We start from the raw sequence: 23,410 nt of genomic DNA, 5'->3' as shown, positions 1-23,410 counted from the left end.
TATCAGTTGAACGCCCTGCATTAACAATTACTGGTTGTGCAGACTCACCTACTTTATCTAATAATCAATTGCTGTATAAATGTTTAATATAATCATGAGCGACGTCACTCCATAAATATCGTGACTTCAAAGCATTGTCAGAAATAGTTGCCCATTCTGTTGGACTATGTTGTTTAAGTGCTAATACTGAATGGAAACAGCTGAGCATATTTTCAGCTTGCTGTTGAGGATTTTCACCATCAAAGGTAAAACCATTTTCATTATTAGTTATAGTGTCACTTAAGCCACCAACGCTGTGCGCTAGACATGGCTGCCCTGCTCGCATTGCCAACATTTGGCTGATACCACAAGGCTCGAATGAACTTGGCATTAAGAATAAATCGCCAGAGCTGTACATACTTATCGATAACGCTTCTGAGTAACCTTTTAAGAAAATAAAATTACTATGCTTCGATGCAACCTGTGATAAAAAAGCTTCTAGCTCATTATCGCCACTGCCTAATAGAATAAACACACCATCATCAGATAGTAATCTTAATAACTGCTCTAAAGCCGTTTCACCATTAGACATCACTTGTTGAAAAAGTCGTACTTTTTGATCAGTAATTCGCCCGACTGACGTTAATATTAAAGCTTGTTTTTTATGCTTTTTCGCGGAAAGTTGTTTTAAGCGAGTTATCGCAATTAAGTGCGCGTTATCCACTAACGGCTTATCCGCTACCCACTTCATAACTTCTTTTTCAGAAAGCTTGATTAACGCTTTTAGATTAAGCGCATCAGTAGCGCTATCAGGATACTCACAACCATTCAATATGCCGTGTAATCTGCCAGTTTCAGACGCATGACGTAAATCATTTTCTAAACCTTCACCACCGAAATAGCCATACTCTTTATTGCTAGGTAACAATATTTCTTTTGCGTAAGTCGGTGAAACTGCATGTACTTTATCTGACAAATTAATCCCAGAGCGCATTGGGTTGTAACAATTATTATATCGGGGATCGTTAATTTGATTTTCATCGAAAGCTAAGTCAGGGAACCAAGCCTTTAGTGATGATTCATCACCATCAAAAGGTCTGATACCTTGCAGTGCTATATTGTGAATAGTGAATACGGTTTTTATAGCTTTTAATACTTGATATTGTGGATCGTAAGCGCGTAAAACTGACACCATAGCCGTGTGCCAATCGTGTAAGTGAATAACATCAACCTTACCAAAAACATCACTAACAATAGCTTTAGCAACAGCGGCACTGAATAAAGCAAATTTACTGGCATCAGAAGCAAAAGGTCGATTACTTGGGTCATCACAGTAAATTTTTCCTTCGCCGCCGATGGCAAACAACGGATGCTCAATTACCCATTGAGTAACTTTTGTTGATGAAGCGTTTGATGTGTCTGCCAATGAAATTTTAAAAATATCAATAGTTTGTACTTGTCCACCAAACATCACATCAAGCGATGTAATGTGTTTGGCACCGGCAAGCTTAGAGAAACTTCCGTACCCCGGCATCACCACATCAACTTCTTGACCTATTTTGCCTAAAGCGAGCGGAATATCTCGTACCACATCGCCAATGCCACCAACTTTTCCACGAGGTAGAGCATCATTTTCTGCAGCCGCCATTAATATTTTCATTTAATACCTTTCACTTACTTTTATATTTTTAATTTTTTTCTTAAAAATAAATCTTAAAATTTAATCTTGAGCACCCTTATTGAAATCGCATTATAACGCTTATGTGATCACATCAGGCTTTGTTCTGCCGGTAAATTTTTTAATACCTGCTACTGACTCTGCCACTTTAATTAGTTCACTCAGGGCTTGCTGTGTTTCTTGTTCTAACAAAGCAGGGTTTTGTTGATAACAGTCTAAATAAACTCTTAACGTTGCCCCTTGCGTACCGGTACCCGAAAGCCTAAAGACAATGCGTCCACCATTTTCTAAATAAATGCGAACGCCCTGTGCCGTAGTTTTACTATTATCAACGGGGTCGATATATTGAAAATCGTCTGCTGATGTTATTTTAGCACCCGCAAATATCTGACCAGGTAAATCTGCAATTTTGGCTTTAAGTTGGCTGATCATTTCATGCGCATTAGCACTGTCTACGGCTTCATAATCATGGCGAGTAAAATAATCACGGCCATATTGCACCCAGTGGTTTCTCACAATTTCACTGACCGGCTGTTTTTTTACAGCAATTAAATTAAGCCAAAACAATACCGCCCATAAACCATCTTTTTCTCTGATATGATCAGAGCCAGTACCAAAACTTTCTTCACCACATAAGGTTATTTTTCCAGCATCTAATAAATTACCAAAAAACTTCCAACCCGTTGGTGTTTCGTAGCAGGGTATATTCATCGCTTCGGCCACGCGATCAACCGCTCGACTGGTCGGCATTGAACGCGCAACACCTGTAATGCCTTTAGCATAAGCAGGTATTAAATTAGCGTTGGCTGTTAATATCGCTAAACTGTCGCAAGGGTTAATATAAAAGGCTTTACCTAGCACCATATTTCGATCGCCGTCACCATCAGAGGCTGCGCCAAAATCAAAACCATCGTCACCATAAACTAAATCAACTAACTCATGCGCATGCACTAAGTTAGGATCGGGATGTCCACCACCAAAATCAGTTAATGGTACACCGTTAATAACTGAGCCCGCAGGTGCACCTAAGCGTTTTTCAAGAATTTCTTTTGCATAAGGGCCATTAACCGCATGCATAGCGTCAAAACATAAACGAAAGTCGCCTTTTGAAAGCAAGCTCTTCATGGCGGAAAAATCAAACATCGACTCCATTAAGTCTGCATAATCACTCACGGGATCAATAATATCAATTTGGCATTGTGCTATTTGTACTGTGGCTAATTGATCTAGTTCAATATCGTCCGAATCAATACTCAGGTATTGCTCCATCGATAAGGTTTGTTGAAATATCGCATCGGTTAATTTTTCTGGCGCTGGACCGCCATTTTCACCATTGAATTTAATACCAAAATCTTCATCTGGACCACCGGGGTTATGACTAGCTGATAAAATAATACCACCACAGGCTTGATTCTTTCTGATCACACAAGAGGCTGCCGGTGTAGACAAAATACCGCCCTGACCCACCAAAATATGAGAAAAACCGTTGGCAACTGCCATGCGAATAATCACTTGTATCGCTTCGCGGTTATAAAATCGACCATCACCACCAACAACCAGCTTTTTACCTGTACAAGGCGCTATGGTATTAAACACCGCTTGAACAAAGTTTTCTAAATAACCAGCTTGTTGAAATTGCTTAACTTTTTTTCTTAGGCCTGAAGTACCTGGCTTTTGATCCGTAAATGCTTGAGTCTTCACTTGCTGAGCTTTTTTCACATGTTCAGTGGTCATAACTTACCCTTAAAAAAATAATATATTTATGCGCTTAAATATCTTGTAGATTGCACTTTAATCCATCAGGCTTAATCCTGATTTAACGCCTAGCTTTATTAATATAAAACTAAAAAAAAACCCGCTGCAAATATTATTCAATCCATCGAATTAATTGTCTGCTAAGCGATTAACGGACTAAAGTCCGACCTACAATACACTTGCCCAGCAATACTTTAATCGTTTTGTTGCCATTCAAAAATCATGGTCGCTAATGGTGGAACCGATAAAGAAACTTTATTCGCTTGACCCGCGTAAGCCTCATTTACCGAATTAACACCGCCGCCATTGCCGACATTACTACCGCCATAAATGCTGCTGTCAGTATTCAAACATTCTCGATAAAAACCATGATGCGGAACACCAACAGAGAAGTTTTCGTAACTTGTTGGCGTAAGGTTTACAACAACTAAAGCCGGTGCAGTACCTGCTTGACCTTTTCTTAAATAAACCAATATCGATTGCGCACTGTTTTGTGAATCTAACCATTCAAAACCATTTCCGTCACAATCTAATTCATGTAATGCAGGAATATTTCGATAAGTATGATTTAGATCTTTTATCAGTGTTTGCATGCCTTTATGACTGTCATGTTCAAGTAAATGCCAATCTAAGCTTTGATCGTGATTCCATTCAGCACGTTGAGCAAATTCACAGCCCATAAACAATAATTTTTTACCGGGATGTGTCCACATAAAACCGTAATAAGCACGTAAATTAGCAAACTTTTGCCAATCATCGCCAGGCATTTTATTCAGTAATGAACCTTTACCATGCACAACTTCATCGTGACTTATAGGTAAAACAAAGTTTTCACTAAAGGAGTAAACCAAGCCGAAGGTCATTTCGTTGTGATGATGTTGACGATAAATAGGATCACGTTCCATAAACTTTAACGTGTCATTCATCCAACCCATGTTCCATTTGAAACCAAAGCCTAAACCGCCACCGTCAACAGGTTTAGATACACCAGGCCAAGCGGTTGATTCTTCAGCAATCATCATTACACCAGGGTGTTTTGCATAAGATCGCGCATTAACCTTTTGTAATACCTCAATCGCTTCTAAGTTTTCTCGACCACCATGAACATTAGGTAACCACTCACCAGCTTCGCGGCTGTAATCTAGGTACAACATAGAAGCAACGGCATCAACGCGTAAACCATCTATGTGGAATTGATCTAGCCAGTAAATAGCATTACTAAGCAAATAACTTTGTACTTCTGAGCGACCGTAGTTATAAATAAGGGTTTTCCAGTCTGGATGAAAACCTTTACGTAAATCTTCATGTTCATACAAACATGAACCGTCGAACTTACCGGTACCGTGTTCATCGGTTGGAAAGTGACCTGGTACCCAATCAAGCAGCAAGCCAATTCCAGCACGGTGACAACAATCGACAAAGTATTTAAAATCTTCCGCACTGCCAAAACGGGCAGTTGGTGCAAAAAGTCCAATAGGTTGATAACCCCATGAACCGTCAAATGGGTACTCACTTACTGGCATAAGTTGCAGGTGGGTAAAACCCATTTCTACAACATAGGGTACTAATTGCTCAGCTAATTCACGGTAAGTTAAATAACTTGGTGAGTGTGAATTATCCGCACTATCTTCTGCGTTTCTTTTCCATGAGCCTAAATGCACTTCGTAAATAGAAACAGCACCATTGTAATGATTTGATGCAGTATCACGTTCATTCATCCACTGCTTATCTTGCCACTGATATTCACTATTTTGAATAACTTTAGAGGCTGTTTCAGGGGCAAGTTGCATAGAGAAAGTATATGGGTCAGCTTTTAAAGGCTGAATTTGACCGTTTTTATCAGCTATTTCATATTTATAACTGGCACTCGCTACAACATTAGGTAGGAATATCTCCCAAACGCCTGAGCCAGGATGTTTGCGCATTACGTGATGTCGACCATCCCAAAAATTAAAATCACCCACGACAGAAACACGAGAAGCATCTGGTGCCCATACAACAAAATGTGTTCCTTGAACATTACCTACTTCAACTTCATGAGACCCCATCCACTGATAGGCTTGCTCATGAGTACCTTCACAAAAAAGGTATAGATCGTCATTTTTTAATAAAGAAGGATAACGATATGGGTCATCAACAATAACAGTTTCATTTTTATATAAAACACGTAAACGGTAGTCAAAAACGTTTCGTTTTCGACCTAATTTCCCTTCGAATAGTCCAGCTTGATCTACTTGGCTAAGCTCAGCTACCAAAGCATTAGTTTTAGTAGCTATGACCTCAACACTTAAGGCTTCAGGTAAAAAGGCACGAACAATTAAGCCGCTGAGAGATGGGTGGTTGTGTATGCCTAATACAGAAAAAATATCTCTATGTTTTACATTTACTATTGCTGAGACTTCTTCGTTATCTAACAAGCTTTTTGCTAGGTTTTTCATTGCGTATTCCTAGTGTACCGTTAACTTTTATTCGATTACTTTAATAGCTTATTTATTTAATCATAAATTTAAATACAATTGATAATAACGAGGGTAATTTCATTAAATTTGAAATTACCCTACATGTTAATCATTATTTATCGATAGCTATGTATTGTTACTTTCAAGCTTTTCAAGCATACCTCTGGTGACTAGAACAACACCTTTATCAGTAACTCTGAAGCCATTTGCACGATCATTGTCGTGATTTACGCCAATTTCCATACCTTCTGGAATAACACTACTTCGATCGATAATTGCTTTTTTAATGACGCAATTACGATTAATAATAACACCGGGTAAAACAACTGACTCATCAATATTACAGTAAGAGTTAACTCTTACTTTTGAAAATAATAAAGATCTTTTCACCGTTGAACCAGAAACTACAACACCACCAGAAACAGTAGAGTCAATTGCAATTCCACGTCGTTCGTCTTGGTCAAATACAAATTTAGCCGGTGCGGTTTGTTCTTGATAAGTCCAAATAGGCCAGTTTTCATCGTACATATTAAGTTGAGGCTCTGGCGCCACTAATTCCATGTTAGCTTCCCAGAATGAATCTAATGTACCAACATCGCGCCAGTAGGGTTGTTTTTCGCTATCAGGGTCTTTAAATGGAAAAGCAAATACACGGTGTGATTCAATTATTTTCGGAATAATGTCATTACCAAAATCACCACTTGAACCCTCTTCTGCGGCATCTTTTTCTAGTTGCTCAAATAAGAACTCAGTATTAAATACATAGTTACCCATTGACGCTAATGTAACGCCAGGTTTACCAGGTACTTCTGAAGGGTTAGCTGGTTTTTCATCAAATCGACAAACTCGACTGTCTTCATCAACGGTCATAACACCAAACTGCCCAGCCGCCTCTTCCACAGAGGTTTCAATACAACAAACGGTCATATCTGCTTCGCTCGCTACGTGCTGAGCCAGTAACGGACCATAATCCATACGATAAACGTGGTCACCTGATAAAATCATGACATATTTAGGTAATTCATGTCTGATAATATCGATGTTTTGAAACACGGCATTAGCGGTACCAAGATACCAACCATCACCTGTTTGCTGTGATGCAGGCAAAATCTCAATTGATTCACCTAACTCTTTTTTAAAGTGTCCCCAACCACGATTTACATGACGAATTAACGAGTGCGATTTATATTGAGTAGCAATACCGACACGCCTAATACCTGAGTTAATACAGTTTGATAAAGGAAAGTCGATGATGCGAAATTTACCACCAAAAAATGTGGCTGGTTTCGCTCTTCTGTCTGTTAATTCATAAAGTCGCGAACCTCGGCCCCCCGCCAAAACCAACGCATAAGTTTCTTTTGTTAAACTACTTATTCTTCTTTCTACATAATTAGGCATAACGTGTCCTATCCTTTACAAACATTAATTAACGTTCAATAAATAGCGTTTTACTTTTTAGTAAATTACTAAAGCTTCCATATTTCATCTCGATACTGCCTGATCGTATGATCGCTCGAAAACACACCACTCGCTGCAGTGTTTAAAATACTCATTTTGGTCCACAACGTTTGATCTTGATAAGCTTTATCAACGCTTCTTTGAGCTTGAAAATAACTGTCAAAATCGTATGCTGTTAACCACATATCATGTGGGTCACGAATAGAACTTATAATTGAATCAAAAATTCTTGGTTCAAATAAATTAAAGTGACCACTTTCTAACAAGTGCATAACGGCTGATAACGTTTCAGATTTAGCTATGATCTCATTAGGTTGATAATTTTCTCGAATGTCTGAAATTTCATGAGCTTGTGCGCCAAATAAGAAAAAGTTTTCTGCACCAACTGCATCTCTAATTTCAATATTTGCACCATCTAACGTTCCAATGGTCAGTGCACCATTCATCATAAATTTCATGTTGCCCGTGCCCGAGGCTTCTTTACCTGCCGTTGATATTTGTTCAGACAAGTCAGTTGCTGGGCAAATAATTTCCATCGCAGATACATTGTAATTTGGCACGAAAGCTACTTTTAAGTACTTAGCTGCTTTAGGGTCTAAATTAATGGTGTCTGCAACATTATTAATTAATTTAATAATTTCTTTTGCCATCACATAACCGGGAGCTGCTTTACCACCAATGAGTACGCAACGTGGTGTAATATCTGCGGTATCACCTTTGCGAATTCGGTCGTATAGGCCAATAACATGTAAAATATTCAGTAGTTGGCGTTTGTATTCATGAATACGCTTAACTTGTACATCAAACATCATATCGACGTTAAACTTAACGCCTGTTGCTTGTTCTACATAATCAGCTAAAACCATTTTGTTGGTTTTTTTACTTTCTCGCCATTGTTTTTGAAAGGCTTTCTCTTCAGCAAATTTAGCTAATTGAGCAACATTAGAAAAATCAGCAACCCAATCTTTATCAATTTTACTTGAGATGAGTTCAGCTAAAGTCTTATTACAATGCGATAACCAACGACGTGGAGTAACACCATTGGTTTTGTTATTGAATTTTTCAGGCCAAAGTTGATAGAAGTCTTTAAATAATCCCGCTTTTAAAAGCTTGGTATGTAAAGCTGCAACGCCATTAACTGAATAACTGCCAACAATAGCTAAGTGTGCCATGCGCACTTGTGGCTCATGTCCTTCTTCAATTAATGACAACGCTTGTTGCTTATTAGAATCTCCAGGCCATGCAACTGCTACCTGTTGAAGAAAATGAGCGTTGATTTCATAAATAATTTCTAAAATACGCGGTAATAAATTTGCAAATAAACTCACCGGCCACTTTTCTAAAGCTTCAGGTAATAAAGTATGGTTGGTATAGGCCATAGTTTTTGAGGTGATACTCCATGCGTCATCCCATGGAATACGATAGTCATCCATCAAAATACGCATTAATTCAGCTACCGCGATGCTAGGATGTGTATCGTTGAGTTGAAAACTATTCAGTTCAACAAATTGATCAAAGTTGTCACCACAGTGTTCAACATAACTATTAATTGTATCTTGCAGCGATGCAGAAGATAAAAAGTACTGTTGTCTTAGACGAAGCTCTTTACCATTTTCACTACTGTCATTTGGATAAAGCACCATAGTGATTTGTTCAGCTAGATTTTTTTTAGCGACCGATTCGGTATAACTACCGGCGTTAAATTCACCAAGATCAAATTCATCTGTCGCTTCAGACTTCCATAATCTTAAAGTATTCACAATACCATTTTGATAGCCAGGAATTGGCATATCATAAGGCACAGCAAGTACGTCTTGAGTATTATTCCATTGGCGATATTGCTGGCCATTACGTTTATTGATCACATCTACTTGACCAAAAAATTTCACTCTTATGGTTTTTTCAGGTGCGGCAATTTCCCATGGATTACCGTTACGTAACCAATTATCAGGATGCTCAACTTGCGCGCCATTTTTAATTTCTTGATTAAACATGCCGTATTCATAACGAATACCGTAGCCAATAACAGGTAAAGCCAAACTTGCACAACTATCTAAAAAGCATGCAGCTAAACGTCCTAAACCACCGTTACCTAAACCAGCATCGTGCTCTGATTGCTCAACGTCTTCTAAATCACAGCAATAGCCTTTTAAAGCTTCACGAACCGTATCATCTAGATCTAAATTCAAAATCGCGTTATTGAGTGTGCGGCCCATTAAAAACTCTAATGAGATATAACCAACTCGGCGCTGGTGCCCAAATGATTCTCTAGTTTCCCGCCACTGGGCAACTAAACGATCACGAATGGTGATGGCAAGTGCATTATAAAGATATAAGTGAGATTTTTGAACTTTGTCACGACCTAATGAAAAATGGAAATGTCGCGCTAAATCTTCGGAAAAAGTGTGTTCATTCATTAAAACACTGCCATTTGATGCAGTAACTTCACATTGAGTATTTTTTTTATTCACAATCAGTACATCCTATTTATTTTTATAAACAATTATTTAATAAAATAATTGTTGAAAATGGTGCCATGGTAACCATGCGTTCTGCAGCTATATTACGTAGTTCTTTTTGCTCACTACTAGAAGTTGTATCTATCATCACTTGCCAATGTTTTATGGTGTCAATCTCTGGCAATTGAAATTCTATGGGCTCTTCTCCGGCATGAAAAAGGCACAAAAGACTAGGGCTATCTGGCGCTTTCTCATGGATTAAATAACCTAATGTGGCCGCATGATGAGAATGCCAATGATCTTTTTGCATCTCAAACCCTGACGGGTGAAACCAAGTTATATCCACAGCAGATTTTTTATCATCTTTATGAATAAAACGATCATGGGTTAACATAGAGAAACGTTTTCTAAGTTCAGTCAAACTAGCAGTAAACAATTTAAGTTCCTCTGCGTATAGCGCGTTTTCATCCCAATTTAACCAATTTATTTCATTGTCTTGGCAATAAGCATTATTATTGCCCTTTTGACTACGACCGATTTCATCTCCGGCAAGCAGCATAGGCACGCCCTGCGATAAAATAAGCGTTGCCATCATATTTTTTATTTGTCGTAATCGAAGCGATAAAATATCTTTGTCTTGGGTTTCACCTTCAATGCCGTGATTATGGGCAAAATTATCTGAATGACCATCCCGATTATTTTCGCCATTAGCTTCATTATGGCGGTCTTGATAACTCACCAAGTCATGTAAAGTATTACCGTCATGACTACAAAGAAAATTGATGCTAGCAAAAGGTTTGCGACCACTATGTTCGAAAATATCACTTGAGCCATGAATTCTGCGCGCAAATTCAGGCAACAAGCCTTTATCTCCTCGCCAATAACGTCTCATGGTATCTCGATAACGGTCGTTCCATTCTGACCACGGCGATGGAAAACCACCTAGTTGGTAACCACCAGGGCCAATATCCCAAGGCTCAGCAATCATTTTGACACTACTGAGAATAGGATCTTGTAAAACAGCATCTAAAAAGCCATTACTTTGATCAAAGCCGTGTAACTCTCGACCTAAAATAGTGGCTAAATCAAATCTAAAGCCGTCAACACCCATCACTTGAACCCAATAACGCAAGCTGTCCATTACCATTTGCAACACACGAGGATGGCTAATGTTTATGGTATTTCCGCAACCGGTATCATTAATGTAATATCGTGGCTCAGCAGGATTTAAGCGGTAGTAAGAAAGGTTGTCTATGCCTCTAAAACTTAGCGTAGGTCCTAATCTATTACCTTCACAAGTATGGTTGTAAACCACATCAATAAGCACCTCAAAACCCGCTTGATGAAGTTCATCAACCATGCGTTGAAAATCAAGCATTTGATGTTGGTTTAAATAATCTTGATGGGGAACAAAAAAAGCAAGTGAGTTATAGCCCCAATAATTAGAAAGTTTTTTGTCAGTTAAAAATTGTTCTGAAATGAATTGCTGCACCGGTAATAATTCTATTGTTGTAATACCAATAGCGCGATAATGAGCGATCATCGCTGGGTGACTAATACCTAAAAATGAACCGCGTAATGCTTCAGGTACCTTAGGGTTTAGTGCGGTTAAGCCTTTTACATGCCCTTCGTAAATAACGGTATTTTTCCACGCTATAGAATTTCTTGGAACAAGCGGTGCAGAGACGTCCATAACAACCGCTTTAAGCATTACATCGGCGTTATCTCTAGCGTCGAAAGATAAATCTTTTTTTGGATCATGAACATTATAAGCGAAGTGACGTTCTGACCATGAAAAATTGCCTTTTAATGCTTTAGCATAAGGGTCTAACAATAACTTATGATGATTAAAGCGATGACCTAGCTCTGGCGTATAGGGTCCATAAACGCGATAACCATAGACTAAACCTGCTTTAGCGCCTTTTAGAAAACCATGCCAAATATTATGATCGCACTGTGGTAAAACAAAGCGTTTTAATTCTTGGTAACCATTTTCGTCAAAAATACACAGTTCAATTTTTTCAGCATGGGCTGAAAAAATAGCAAAATTAACCCCGGTCTTATCGACAGTTGCACCTATGGGATAGATACTTCCGGGCTCTATTCTAAATTGTTCCATGTTTCTCCAGTTGAGAAAAATTGATGATCATTGTTTGAAATATTACAACATGCCATCTTGCTTAACGTGATATCCGATAAAATTTTTATATAAATTAAAATTATAAAAATTAAAGTTATATTAAATTAAACATTAGCTTTTGACTTTAGTTCATTTAATTAAGTACTTGCCTGTCATGAAATAAGAGCTAAGCCTTGAGTCAGGACTTAACTCATCATAAATATATCTTCAACTACACTTTAAGCTGTTGTACTAACCACACTATTTTCAGTGCCAAATTCATTAGGTAGGTATTGATCTGCTTGATAATCATTTTCCCACTCACTGTCATTTAACAGGTAGCGAAAATGAAAAACGCCTCCTTTTGGTAACCTCAGCTTGGTTTTAAAACTCTGCGATTTTTTATTAAACTTCATTTCAACAGTTTGCCAGTCAGTAAAATCACCAACTAATGCAACTTTAGTTACATCACTTCTGTTAAATTCAAAAGTTACTTCTGTTTCATCTTTAGTCTTAAAAAATTTTTTAGTTAGCATTGTTATTCTCCATTAATCATGCACTAATTAATTTAACATTACTGATGTTGCTTTATTTAAGTGCTAAATTTTACAACTAAGTCCCAATAATGTGCGTTTACAATTTAAAATAGCCGTTATATGTGTCGGCTTGATGAAAAAGCATAAAACGAGCCGCATTTCATTAAAGTGATTTTAATATTTTATATTGTAATGCTATTTATGTTTTGTTGCAAAATAATGTAAAAAAATTACATTTAATAAATAAACTGTTAACAAAAGTAATATTTAAAGCTTTATTTGCTGTAATTCTAACCTAAAGCTTGTTAAAATTACAACAATATGTAATTTTATTTCACAATTAAAGAGAGTTTAAATGAGTCTCATCGAACAGTTAGCCGACATAGTGGGTTTTCACCCAAGTTACACCGGAGCATTTGGCGATCAAGTGCACGCGAAAGACCAAGCTAAACGAGCATTGTTAAAAGCTATGGGCTTCGAGTTAGATGATGAATCATTAACTAAATCTATTGCTTTATTAAATCAAAGTCAGTGGACAAACATATTACCCGTTGTTCATATTGCTAAACTTGAAGAGCAACAACATGCGATTAAAGTAAGCCTGCCTAAAATTGGCAAGTTAGTACTCAATTGGAAAGTCACTCCTGAGGTTGGGAGCGAAATAGGAAATGAAGTCGTTGGCTCTATTAATGTTGACGATATGCCAGTTATTGCTGAGACAACAATAGCTAAAACGCAATATTGCCAATATTTATTAATTTTACCTACCGTTGAGCAAGGTTATTACCAACTAACGATCAGCTTTGGTGAAGCGCAAGCGAGTTGTCCGTTAATTTATGCACCTAAAACCTGTTATAGCCCGCAAACAGCGTCAGTTAATAAAGTGTGGGGCTATACTGCTCAATTATATTCGCTACGTAGCAAAAGCAATTGGGGAATGGGTGATTTTACTGATTTAGGAAAGCTCGTTGAAAAATCAGCACAGCAACAGGCCGCCACTATTGGGTTAAACCCATTGCATCCACTTTATCAACAAAATCCAGCGCATCGAAGCCCATACTCGCCATCAAGTCGTTGTTTTTTAAACCCTCTTTATATCGATGTAAGTAAAATACCAAATTATGATTTTTGTGAACTCGCACAAGAAACAGTAAACAACACCGCATTTCAGCAAAACATTGCTAACGCTAAAGCAAGTAAATTAGTTGACTATCCTGCAGTCGCAAAACTTAAATTTGAAATCACCGAGTTACTATTTGAAGATTTTTACCTCAATCAAAGTAATGCTAATAAAACAGATTGTTATAAGAAAATGTCAGCCGAATTCGATCATTTTAAACAAATAAATGGTCATGACTTACAGCGTTTTGCAACTTTTGACACTTTATATGAACATTTTAATTTAGCTGATGAAAATGTCTATGGCTGGCCCGATTGGCCAAAAAGCTTTCAAGATCCAGATAGTGAAGATGTACATAAATTTAAACTTTCTCATGCTAAGCGCATTGAGTATTTTTGTTTTGTACAATGGGTAGCACACAAACAGTTAAGCGAAGTAGCTCAACAGACAATCGATAAAGATATGGCGATTGGTTTATATCTCGATTTAGCCGTAGGCTGTGATGGCTCAGGTTTTGACGTTTGGTCTGATAAAGAAGTTTATGTGGCAGGCGCTTCAATTGGCGCACCACCCGATGGTATGAACCCTCTAGGACAAAACTGGGGATTAACGCCTATCAACCCTGTAGCATTACAAAAACAGGGCTATCAGCCATTAGTAAAAGCCCTGCGTAGCAGTATGCAATATGCTGGTGCTTTACGCATTGACCATATTTTAGGCTTAATGCGTCAATATTGGGTAGCCCCTGGTATGGAAGCAGATGAAGGGGTTTATATTAGTTTTCCTTGGGATGATATTTTGCGCATAATCTCCTTAGAGTCTCGTCGTAATAACTGTGTAGTTATTGGCGAAGACTTAGGTAATGTTCCCGAAGGATTTAGTGAAACCATTCAAAATTCAGGCCTGTTATCGTTCAAAGTCTTGTTTTTTGAACGATGGGAGTCCGGTTTATTCAAACGCCCTGACAACTTCCCTACACAATCAATCGTCACCATTGCTACGCATGATACCTCAACATTAGCGGGTTGGTGGCAAGGAAGAGACTTACAATGGCGACAACAACTTAACCTATATCCTAATGATGAAGCGGGACATGCAGACAGAAATGCACGCGCCAGTGAACGTGAAAATCTGATAGCGGCATTAAACGACCTGCAAGTAATAGACATGAGTAAAGCACCACAACTAGACCCAGCCGTGATGAATACCGAACTCAGTATTGGTGTACAAAAATATTTAGCGGCCTCGCCTAGCCATATACAACTGATCCCGTTGGAAGATGCCTTAGAGATACCGGAACAAGTCAATATTCCAGGTACGATTGATCAACACCCTAATTGGCTGCAAAAATTACCGGTATCGCTAGAAGACTTTTCTCAAACACCTTCGGTAATGGCAATAGCCCAAGCGATGAATATAGCGCGGCCAAAATGAATCAAGTAACTGATTGAATTTATTTATTATTATAAATAGTGGGGATCACTTATTAGGGTCGAAAATAAATAGGGACTAAAATAAAAAATTAATCTGCCATCATGAAAAATGCCATTCAAAATTGGCATTTTTTTACATTGTTGTTAGTCGCCTAATAAGCGACTTAACCCACGTCTAATTAACTTTTCACTCTTTGAACAGCTGTTAGCCATTTTCCGTACAAATCATTCCGCTGTTCATTATCAATTGTTGGGGTAAAGCGTTTTTCACAATGCCACATTTTAGCCAGCTCATCAGTTGAGCTAAAAACACCGGCTTTAAGTCCTGCTAAATATGCAGCACCTAATGCAGTGGTTTCGATAATTTCAGGTCTATCTATCGTAGCCCCTAAAATATTAGCTAAGAAACTAAGTAACCAGTTGTTAGCGACCATACCACCATCAACACGAATTAAACTGGGTCTTAGGCCATCACTTTCCATGGCTTTTTGTAAGTCTTTGGTTTGATAGCAAACAGATTGCAGGCCGGCAGTAACAATTTCATTAATTCCCGAATCTCGTGTTAGGCCTAATATGGCACCTCTCGCATTTGGATCCCAATAAGGAGCCCCTAAGCCTGTAAACGCTGGTACAAGAAAAACGCCATGATCCAGAGGCATTTTTTCAGCAATGGATTCAGTTTCACATGCAGAGCCTATTAACTTTAAGCCGTCTCGGATCCATTGAATGGTCGCCCCGGCCATGAAAATACTGCCTTCAATAGCATAAGTTGGTTTACCATTTAATCGATAGGCTACAGTCGTTAATAGTTTATTTTTAGACTTGAGTGCCCTACTACCTGTGTTTAACATTAAGAAACAGCCTGTACCATAAGTACTTTTCGCCATGCCTTCATCAAAACATGCTTGGCCAAATAAAGCCGCTTGTTGATCTCCTGCCATACCTAGTACGGCAATTTCGCTGCCAAATAATGCACTATCAACATGGCCAAAATCATCTGATGAGTCCATCACTTCAGGTAACATAGCGGCTGGAATATTGAATAACTCGAGTAATTCTTGATCCCATACTTGCTCATGAATGTTGAAAATCATGGTGCGAGAGGCATTGGTTGCGTCTGTTCTATGTACTTTTCCGCTTGTAAGGTGCCATAACAAAAAGCTATCAACTGTGCCAAAAGCGAGTTCTCCATTTTTGGCTTTTTCTTGTGCTCCGTCGACATTATCAAGTATCCATCGAATTTTAGTGGCTGAAAAATACGGATCGAGTAACAAGCCAGTTTTATTATTGATAAGCTCTTCTATTTGCGGGCTGGATATTTCTCGACAATAATCCGATGTTCGTCTGTCTTGCCAAACAATCGCATTATATAAAGGTTCGCCCGTTTTCCGATCCCAAACCAAAGTAGTTTCCCTTTGGTTGGTGATACCTATGGCAATTATTTCTGTTGCAGGGACATTATTATCAGCAAGCACTTTACGACAGGTACGCAAAACTGTTTGCCATATGTCACTAGGATTATGTTCAACCCAACCATCTTGAGGAAAATATTGTTTAAACTCTTCTTGTGCAGACGCATGTATTTTCCCAAGCTTAGTAAAAAGTATAGCCCTTGAGCTTGTTGTGCCTTGATCTATGGCTAATAAGTACTTCAAAATGGCTCCATCCTTATTACTTAATCAATTGGTATTATTCGATAATGCCGATAGCCTTAAAGGCTTTCAACAACAATAGCTTTTAAAAGCCGATAATTAAAACAATAAATGAGTGAAAGCGAGTAAATAAACAATTTATATTAGTTTAAAACTACGCAAGAATGTTAGCCTTAATAACCTAAATGCGAGTATGGTCATTGCTGATGGAACGCCATATTTATCATATTAAATAATCAGGTACGTTATATGAATGAAGTACATGAAATATTTGACCTTGTTGTTATTGGCGGTGGTATTAATGGCACAGGTATCGCCGCAGATGCTGCTGGTAGAGGGCTAAAGGTGGCCCTGTGTGAACAAAATGATCTTGCTTCGGCTACTTCTTCTAACAGTAGTAAACTTATTCATGGTGGTTTACGGTATTTAGAACATTATGAGTTTAAACTTGTCAGAAAAGCGCTTGCTGAACGCGAAATTTTACTAAAAAATGCACCGCATATTATTAAACCCTTAACTTTTTGCTTGCCTCATCAACCTCATTTAAGACCTGCTTGGCTGATCCATATTGGCTTGTTTCTCTACAACAACTTAGCAAAGCGCGTCACTTTACCTGCTTCAAAAGGCATTGTATTTTCACCCGATAGTCCCTTAGTTAGTACAATAACTAAAGGTTTTGAATACTCAGATGCTTGGGTAGACGATGCAAGGTTAGTCATATTAAATGCCCTTGCCGCGCAAGATTACGGTGCAAGTATCAAAACACAAACTCAGTGTATAAAAGCGATACGCGAAGATAATATTTGGACGATTACCTTAAAAGATAGTTTGCACGGTAAAATTAGTGTTATTCGTTCACGTAGTATTGTTAACGCTGCTGGACCTTGGGTTGCAAAGTTGTTTTCAAGTGTTTTACCCCACAAATCGCCTCAAAACATTAGGTTAGTTAAAGGCAGCCATATCGTAGTACCGCGCATCCATGATCAACCACAAGCTTATATTCTACAAAATGTTGATCAGCGCATTGTCTTTGTATCTCCTTTTGAAGATAGCTTTTCATTAATCGGCACCACAGATGTTGAATATAATGGTGATCCCTCTGCTGTTGAAATATCAAATGAAGAAATTGACTATCTAATAAACATCACCAATACCTATTTTAAGAAAAAAATATCACGTAAGGATATTGTAACGACATTTTCAGGCGTTAGGTCTTTATTAGATGACGAGTCAGTAAATGCTCAAGCCGTAACCCGTGATTACAAGTTAGAAATAGAAGATGTAAATAATAAAGCACCTGTCATGTCAGTTTTTGGCGGTAAAATAACAACTTACCGAAAACTCGCGGAAGCAGCTGTAAATAAACTAGCGCCATATTTCAACAGTATGGGCCCAAAGTGGACAGCCGACAGACCCTTGCCAGGTGGTAATTTCGAAAATATAAACTTATTTACTGAGAAAGTTAAAAAAGAATTTCCCTGGTTACCTTCGCTCCTGCGCACTAGGTTGGTCCGCAGTTATGGAACAGACGTTTTTGAATTATTAAACACGATCACTTGCCTAGAGGATATGGGGATTAACTTTGGCGCTGATTTATACCAACAAGAAGTTAATTATTTAATTGAAAAAGAATGGGCGCTGACGGTAGAAGATATCATTTGGCGAAGAACCAAAAGAGGTCTTTATTTATCAGCTCAGCAAGTAGATAAGCTACAGCAATATCTTGATGAGCACTCTACGGTTTTAGCTCGTAAATCATAGCAAAATAAAAAGTTACTTGAACAGCTTTATGTGGAGTGTTGATAAACCCATTTGCTGCCCGTTATTGAACATTTAAAGCAAAAATTATTATTTGAGATCTAACAGCGTTAAAGCAAACTTTAGTATTTGTGAAGACTTCACTCTGTGCATCGATTACGCGAAGACCAAAATACAAAGTAATATTTACCGCTTGATAAAACCACTGCTATGATGACATTAATGGATACTATAAGAAGCCAATGGGGACTTAAAGGTATGGATGAATAGTGTATATCTATCATTAGGCTATATTGAAAAATCCACACCTAAGTAACATAACTTAACATTCAATAAAATATAATAAAAATCAATGGAAGTATGATGCAAATTATAAAAAATAAATCACTAATAATTGGCACTTTATTGTGTTGTTACTTTCAGTTTAACGCTACGGTAAAGGCATCAAATCTCCCGACATTACCAGACAACCCCCCTGCAACTAAACCAGAGCAATTGCAAAGCCAACTGCCTAGCGATGTCGTTCCTGAACTTGCTGACAAAGGTCAGTTTAGTGTGGGTGTCAGAACAATAAATATTATTAACCCTGAGCAATTTGATCCTGCAACACAATCAAATAAAGACAGAAAATTAACCTTGGAAGTTTGGTACCCTAGTGCCGTAGATGCTAATAGTGTTAAAACCAGTTATGAAAACGTTACACGAAGCGGTATAAAATTTTCGATTCAAGCGGATGCATTTCGTGACTCGCCTGTGTTGCCTACCTCCAAGACAGATAAGTTTCCGCTGGTGATAATTTCACATGGTTATACTGGCTACAGAACCTTAATGTATTATTTAGCAGAACATTTAGCCTCACATGGCTATATTGTTGCTGCTATCGATCATACCGACTCAACTAACGCCGAAATAGACATGATAAACAGCCCTTTCTCGGGTTTTTTCAGTACCTTAATCAACCGCTCACGCGACCAACAATTTACCCTCAACTACCTCACCTCAACACCAAACTTTGCCTCAACGGCTATCGATAATACGAAGGCAGGCCTTATAGGCTATTCAATGGGCGGCTATGGCGCTATTAACACGGTTGGCGGTTGTTATAACTTCACTAGTACAAGTGCATCAACTTATACCGGGTTAAAAGATCCCAAGCAAATACAAAAAGCAATGGCATTACTTAACAGCTGTGCGGGTGGTCAATATGAAAATAGTAAAGTAGACACAAGATGGCAAGCGGTTATTGCTATGGCCCCATGGGGTGGACAACACAAGTTATTTAACCAAGAAGCATTATCAAAAATTAACACACCTATACTTTATATAGCTGGTGATTTAGATGATATTTCGGGTTACGACGGTATTAAATCACTTTATGAACAAACGGGTAGCAAAGATAAATATTTGCTGACCTATCAAAATGCTCGACATAATATTGCCCCACATCCTGCGCCGAGCGTCGCCAAAAAAAGTGAATTAGACATAGGCCATTATTATGAACCAGCTTGGGATAGCACAGTGTTAAATAATAACAATAAACACTTCACGCTCGCTATGATGGACTGCCACTTAAATAAACAATTAGATAAATGCACATACCTTGATTTATCGCCTAATTCTAATCAAGTCGCCATTGATGGCAAAACACCTAAACCTTGGCAGGGGTTTGATCACCGTTACTCTGTTGGTATGGGTTGGCATAAAAGCCAGTAGGTTTATCTGGTGGCGGTTAAATACAGAAAATAAGCATGAAAGTTCGCTGCCGAGCTTTCTTGCTTTGATTACTATTATTTAATGGGTCAATTATATTTGCTGAGTCAGAGAAATATTGGCTGAACAGAAATTGTTGGATAATGTTAATTTACGATTAAGTTTCATTTGCTACTTAGTTAAATTGAACAGTTTTGATATAAAAACATAAAAAAACTGTTCAACTTAATATCCCAATAAGCATTATATTCTGTGATTTATTTGCTCATTGGGATGTTGAAGTTAAATTAAGTTAAGTTAATTTAATTAGCTACTGATTGATTTAATTTCCAGAAAATCTTCAAAACCAAACTCTCCCCACTCCCGGCCATTACCTGATTGTTTAAAACCACCAAAAGGAGAACTATGACGATGAGCCGCACCGTTGATACAGATCATACCTGCGCGTATTTTTCTGGCTACTTTTTCTGCCCGCTCAGGACTTTCTGATTGAATAAATGCAGCTAAGCCATAAGGAGTATCATTAGCAATAGAAATAACCTCATCTTCATCTTTATACGGAATCATCACTAAAACAGGACCAAAAATTTCTTCTTGAGCAATACTCATGTCATTAGTTACATTGCTGAAAATAGTAGGTTTAACAAAGTAACCTGTTTCAAAACCTTCAGGCTTACCCACTCCGCCAGCAAGCAATGTTGCTCCTTCATCAATACCCGCTTGTATCATTGCTTGTACTTTTTCAAAATGGGCAGCACTCACTAGTGGGCCGATATGATTACCCTGCTCGGCCGGATTGCCCACCTTTACTTTCGCTGCGGTTGCTTTTGCTGCGATTACAGCTTGTTCATATTTATTTGCAGGTATCAACATACGTGTAGGTGCGTTACAAGACTGACCCGTATTGCTCATGCAATGAAATACTCCTTTTTTTACCGATTCATCGATATTGGCATCATCTAAAATGATGTTAGGTGATTTACCACCCAACTCCTGTACAACACGTTTAACGGTATTCGCTGCAGATTTTGCAATGGCAATACCCGCACGTGTTGAGCCGGTAAATGACACCATATCAATATCTTTATGCGCCGATATGGCTGAACCAACACCCATGCCATCGCCATTAACCATGTTATATACACCAGCAGGGTAACCTGCATCATGTATCATTTGTGAAAATAATTTTGCTGATAAAGGGGCAATTTCACTCGGCTTGAGAATCATTGAACAACCGGTTGCAAGTGCAGGAGCTACTTTGCAAGCGATTTGGTTAATTGGCCAATTCCAAGGTGTGATAAAACCACAAACCCCAATAGGCTCTTTTACAATTTTTGCATTGCCTAAAGTACGTGAAAATTCAAATGTTTTTAGTGTTGCTAATGCAGATTCAATATGGCCCTTACCCGCATATGCTTGTGCCTTAGTAGAGAAATCAATAGGCGCGCCCATCTCTAATGAAATAGCATGAGCCATGGCATCATAGTTATCCATATATTGTTTTAATAAGGATTCTAATAACGAAATACGCTCTTCTACGCTAGTGTAACCAAAAGTAGCAAAGGCATTTTTCGCTGCTGCTACTGCTAAATCAACATCTTGGCTTGAGCCTAAAGAAATGGTTGCGATTTCTTGTTCTGTTGCCGGATTAAACACAGCAAAGTCTTGTTTAACTAATGGATTAACCCATTGACCATTAATATAAAATTGACGGTAGTCTTTCATGTAAATCTCCAAATTAATTGTGTATACCTATTTATAGTCATACTTGTAAATAGGTGTTATCAACAGCGGTAACATACTTATTGGTCAGTCTTAATTGTCATGAAGTGATAGTCATGAAATTGACAAGGGCATGCCAACTTACATTGCCATGCCCTTAAATTATCCTGTAGCCGTTGTTATCTAGCTGGTATTTTGAAGTGAGGCCCTTATATACCACTTAAATATGCCGTTTGAATCGGCTCTTTAAAACAACAGTGCTAATGTAGTCTAATGCGCGAGTAATTAACAAAAAGCCTGATGACCTGTGATAGCACGACCTAATATTAGGGCATGAACATCATGTGTACCTTCGTAAGTATTAACCGCTTCAAGATTCATCATATGACGAATTACGCCATATTCATCACTAATACCATTGCCACCGTGCATATCACGAGCAACGCGTGCAATATCAAGAGACTTACCACAATTATTACGTTTCATTAATGAAATTAATTCAACTGGACATTGACCCGCATCCATTAAACGTCCCATTTGTAAGCAGCCCTGTAAACCAAGCGATATCTCTGTTTGCATATCTGCGAGTTTCTTTTGAATTAACTGATTTGCAGATAGAGGACGACCAAATTGCTCACGATCCGCAGTATAGTTTCTAGCTGAATTAAAGCAAAACTCTGCAGCCCCTAATGAGCCCCAAGCAATACCATAACGCGCTTTATTTAAACAACCAAAAGGCCCGGCTAATCCTGTAATTTTAGGAAACATATTTTCAGCAGGTACAAAAACGTTATCCATCACAATTTCGCCCGTTATTGAAGCACGTAAAGAAAATTTACCTTCAATTTTTGGAGCAGATAAACCTTTCATACCTTTTTCAAGCACAAAGCCACGAATTTTACCCTCGAGCTTTGCCCAAACAACAAAAACATCAGCAATGGGTGAATTCGTGATCCACATTTTATTACCGGTTAAACAATAACCTCCATCAACTTTATTGGCGTGAGTTGTCATAGAAGCTGGATCACTACCTGAGTTAGGCTCAGTCAAACCAAAACAACCAACCCATTCACCCGAAGCAAGTTTAGGTAAATACTTCATACGTTGTTCTTCAGAGCCGTAAGCATATATTGGATGCATAACTAGTGAAGATTGCACACTCATTGCGCTGCGGTAACCACTATCTACACGTTCTACTTCACGCGCTATTAAACCATAACTAACATAATTGACTTCACTGCCGCCGTATTTAGCTGGCAAAGTAGCGCCCAACAGACCTAGCTGACCTAATTCACGCATTATTTCACGATCAAAGTGTTCATGTCGATTAGCTTCAAGCACACGTGGCAGAAGTTTCTCTTGGCAATAGTCATGAGCAGAATCGCGGATCATACGCTCTTCTTCGGTGAGTTGATCATCAAGAAACATCGGATCTTGCCAATTAAAAGCGGTTAATTTATTGCTCATGGGGTTACCTTATTTATACTGTTTATCAGTAATGGTTTAATTTATTGCCTTACTCTATCCTTAAAACATAAATAAATATAATATATAGTTATTATAATTTTCATA

Annotated in this window: 13 protein-coding genes; 3 read left to right on the top strand and 10 right to left on the bottom strand. The window is 38.2% G+C overall.

What is annotated here, in order from left to right:
• Positions 1-64: 64 nt before the first annotated feature.
• The 7 genes from H4J38_RS07705 to H4J38_RS07675 all read right to left on the bottom strand — a co-directional run bounded on the left by H4J38_RS07705 (position 65) and on the right by H4J38_RS07675 (position 12,443).
• On the bottom strand, positions 65-1,639 hold the full coding sequence (locus H4J38_RS07705; RefSeq protein WP_182131086.1) for a glycogen synthase: 1,575 nt from the start codon (positions 1,637-1,639) through the stop codon (positions 65-67).
• Between the two features lie 99 nt (positions 1,640-1,738).
• The gene (locus H4J38_RS07700) at positions 1,739-3,391 is read right to left on the bottom strand and encodes an alpha-D-glucose phosphate-specific phosphoglucomutase (protein WP_182131084.1); all 1,653 of its coding nucleotides are present in this window, start codon (positions 3,389-3,391) and stop codon (positions 1,739-1,741) included.
• Between the two features lie 215 nt (positions 3,392-3,606).
• Positions 3,607-5,850 carry a 1,4-alpha-glucan branching protein GlgB gene (gene glgB / locus H4J38_RS07695; RefSeq protein ID WP_182131082.1) on the bottom strand — a complete coding sequence of 748 codons (2,244 nt, stop codon included), beginning with the start codon at positions 5,848-5,850 and terminating at the stop codon, positions 3,607-3,609.
• 147 nt (positions 5,851-5,997) lie between these two features.
• Positions 5,998-7,269: a glucose-1-phosphate adenylyltransferase gene (gene glgC / locus H4J38_RS07690; protein WP_182131080.1), complete on the bottom strand. Its 1,272-nt coding sequence runs from the start codon at positions 7,267-7,269 to the stop codon at positions 5,998-6,000.
• Between the two features lie 68 nt (positions 7,270-7,337).
• On the bottom strand, positions 7,338-9,803 hold the full coding sequence (locus tag H4J38_RS07685; protein WP_404842602.1) for a glycogen/starch/alpha-glucan phosphorylase: 2,466 nt from the start codon (positions 9,801-9,803) through the stop codon (positions 7,338-7,340).
• Positions 9,804-9,822: 19 nt separating this feature from the next.
• A complete protein-coding gene (glgX, locus tag H4J38_RS07680) occupies positions 9,823-11,907 on the bottom strand; it encodes a glycogen debranching protein GlgX (RefSeq protein ID WP_182131078.1) in 2,085 nt (694 codons plus the stop codon).
• A 239-nt stretch (positions 11,908-12,146) separates the two neighbouring features.
• On the bottom strand, positions 12,147-12,443 hold the full coding sequence (locus H4J38_RS07675; protein ID WP_182131077.1) for an isoamylase early set domain-containing protein: 297 nt from the start codon (positions 12,441-12,443) through the stop codon (positions 12,147-12,149).
• 355 nt (positions 12,444-12,798) lie between these two features.
• Between H4J38_RS07675 and malQ the strand changes: the two genes are divergently transcribed.
• Entirely contained in the window at positions 12,799-14,997 is a 2,199-nt protein-coding gene (gene malQ, locus H4J38_RS07670; protein ID WP_182131076.1) for a 4-alpha-glucanotransferase, read from the top strand.
• 178 nt (positions 14,998-15,175) lie between these two features.
• Here malQ and glpK read toward each other — a convergent pair whose 3' ends face one another.
• The gene (gene glpK / locus H4J38_RS07665; RefSeq protein ID WP_182131268.1) at positions 15,176-16,654 is read right to left on the bottom strand and encodes a glycerol kinase GlpK; all 1,479 of its coding nucleotides are present in this window, start codon (positions 16,652-16,654) and stop codon (positions 15,176-15,178) included.
• Between the two features lie 243 nt (positions 16,655-16,897).
• On the opposite strand from glpK, the gene glpD reads away from it, so the two are divergent.
• Both glpD and H4J38_RS07655 read left to right on the top strand, forming a co-directional pair.
• On the top strand, positions 16,898-18,409 hold the full coding sequence (gene glpD, locus H4J38_RS07660; RefSeq protein ID WP_182131075.1) for a glycerol-3-phosphate dehydrogenase: 1,512 nt from the start codon (positions 16,898-16,900) through the stop codon (positions 18,407-18,409).
• Between the two features lie 360 nt (positions 18,410-18,769).
• On the top strand, positions 18,770-20,119 hold the full coding sequence (locus tag H4J38_RS07655) for an alpha/beta hydrolase (RefSeq protein ID WP_182131074.1): 1,350 nt from the start codon (positions 18,770-18,772) through the stop codon (positions 20,117-20,119).
• Positions 20,120-20,422: 303 nt separating this feature from the next.
• On the opposite strand, the gene H4J38_RS07650 is transcribed toward H4J38_RS07655, so the two are convergent.
• Positions 20,423-21,841: an aldehyde dehydrogenase family protein gene (locus H4J38_RS07650; RefSeq protein ID WP_182131073.1), complete on the bottom strand. Its 1,419-nt coding sequence runs from the start codon at positions 21,839-21,841 to the stop codon at positions 20,423-20,425.
• 282 nt (positions 21,842-22,123) lie between these two features.
• Positions 22,124-23,305, bottom strand: a complete 1,182-nt coding sequence (locus tag H4J38_RS07645) for an acyl-CoA dehydrogenase (protein WP_182131072.1) — start codon at positions 23,303-23,305, stop codon at positions 22,124-22,126.
• Between the last annotated feature and the right edge of the window lie 105 nt (positions 23,306-23,410).

The sequence above is a fragment of the Colwellia sp. BRX10-3 genome, assembly GCF_014077505.1.
Classification (GTDB): Bacteria; Pseudomonadota; Gammaproteobacteria; order Enterobacterales; family Alteromonadaceae; genus Cognaticolwellia.
The sequence above is the reverse complement of the archived record's forward strand: the minus strand, read 5'-3'. Positions and strand labels throughout refer to the sequence as shown.

What these genes read in the sequence shown, in the direction of transcription:
- H4J38_RS07650 (WP_182131073.1), bottom strand. Translation starts at nt 21,841, where the DNA reads ATGAAAGACTACCGTCAATTTTATATTAATGGTCAATGGGTTAATCCA.
- glgB (WP_182131082.1), bottom strand. Translation starts at nt 5,850, where the DNA reads ATGAAAAACCTAGCAAAAAGCTTGTTAGATAACGAAGAAGTCTCAGCA.
- H4J38_RS07675 (WP_182131077.1), bottom strand. Translation starts at nt 12,443, where the DNA reads ATGCTAACTAAAAAATTTTTTAAGACTAAAGATGAAACAGAAGTAACT.
- H4J38_RS07645 (WP_182131072.1), bottom strand. Translation starts at nt 23,305, where the DNA reads ATGAGCAATAAATTAACCGCTTTTAATTGGCAAGATCCGATGTTTCTT.
- H4J38_RS07705 (WP_182131086.1), bottom strand. Translation starts at nt 1,639, where the DNA reads ATGAAAATATTAATGGCGGCTGCAGAAAATGATGCTCTACCTCGTGGA.
- glgC (WP_182131080.1), bottom strand. Translation starts at nt 7,269, where the DNA reads ATGCCTAATTATGTAGAAAGAAGAATAAGTAGTTTAACAAAAGAAACT.
- H4J38_RS07655 (WP_182131074.1), top strand. Translation starts at nt 18,770, where the DNA reads ATGCAAATTATAAAAAATAAATCACTAATAATTGGCACTTTATTGTGT.
- glgX (WP_182131078.1), bottom strand. Translation starts at nt 11,907, where the DNA reads ATGGAACAATTTAGAATAGAGCCCGGAAGTATCTATCCCATAGGTGCA.
- malQ (WP_182131076.1), top strand. Translation starts at nt 12,799, where the DNA reads ATGAGTCTCATCGAACAGTTAGCCGACATAGTGGGTTTTCACCCAAGT.
- glpD (WP_182131075.1), top strand. Translation starts at nt 16,898, where the DNA reads ATGAATGAAGTACATGAAATATTTGACCTTGTTGTTATTGGCGGTGGT.
- H4J38_RS07700 (WP_182131084.1), bottom strand. Translation starts at nt 3,391, where the DNA reads ATGACCACTGAACATGTGAAAAAAGCTCAGCAAGTGAAGACTCAAGCA.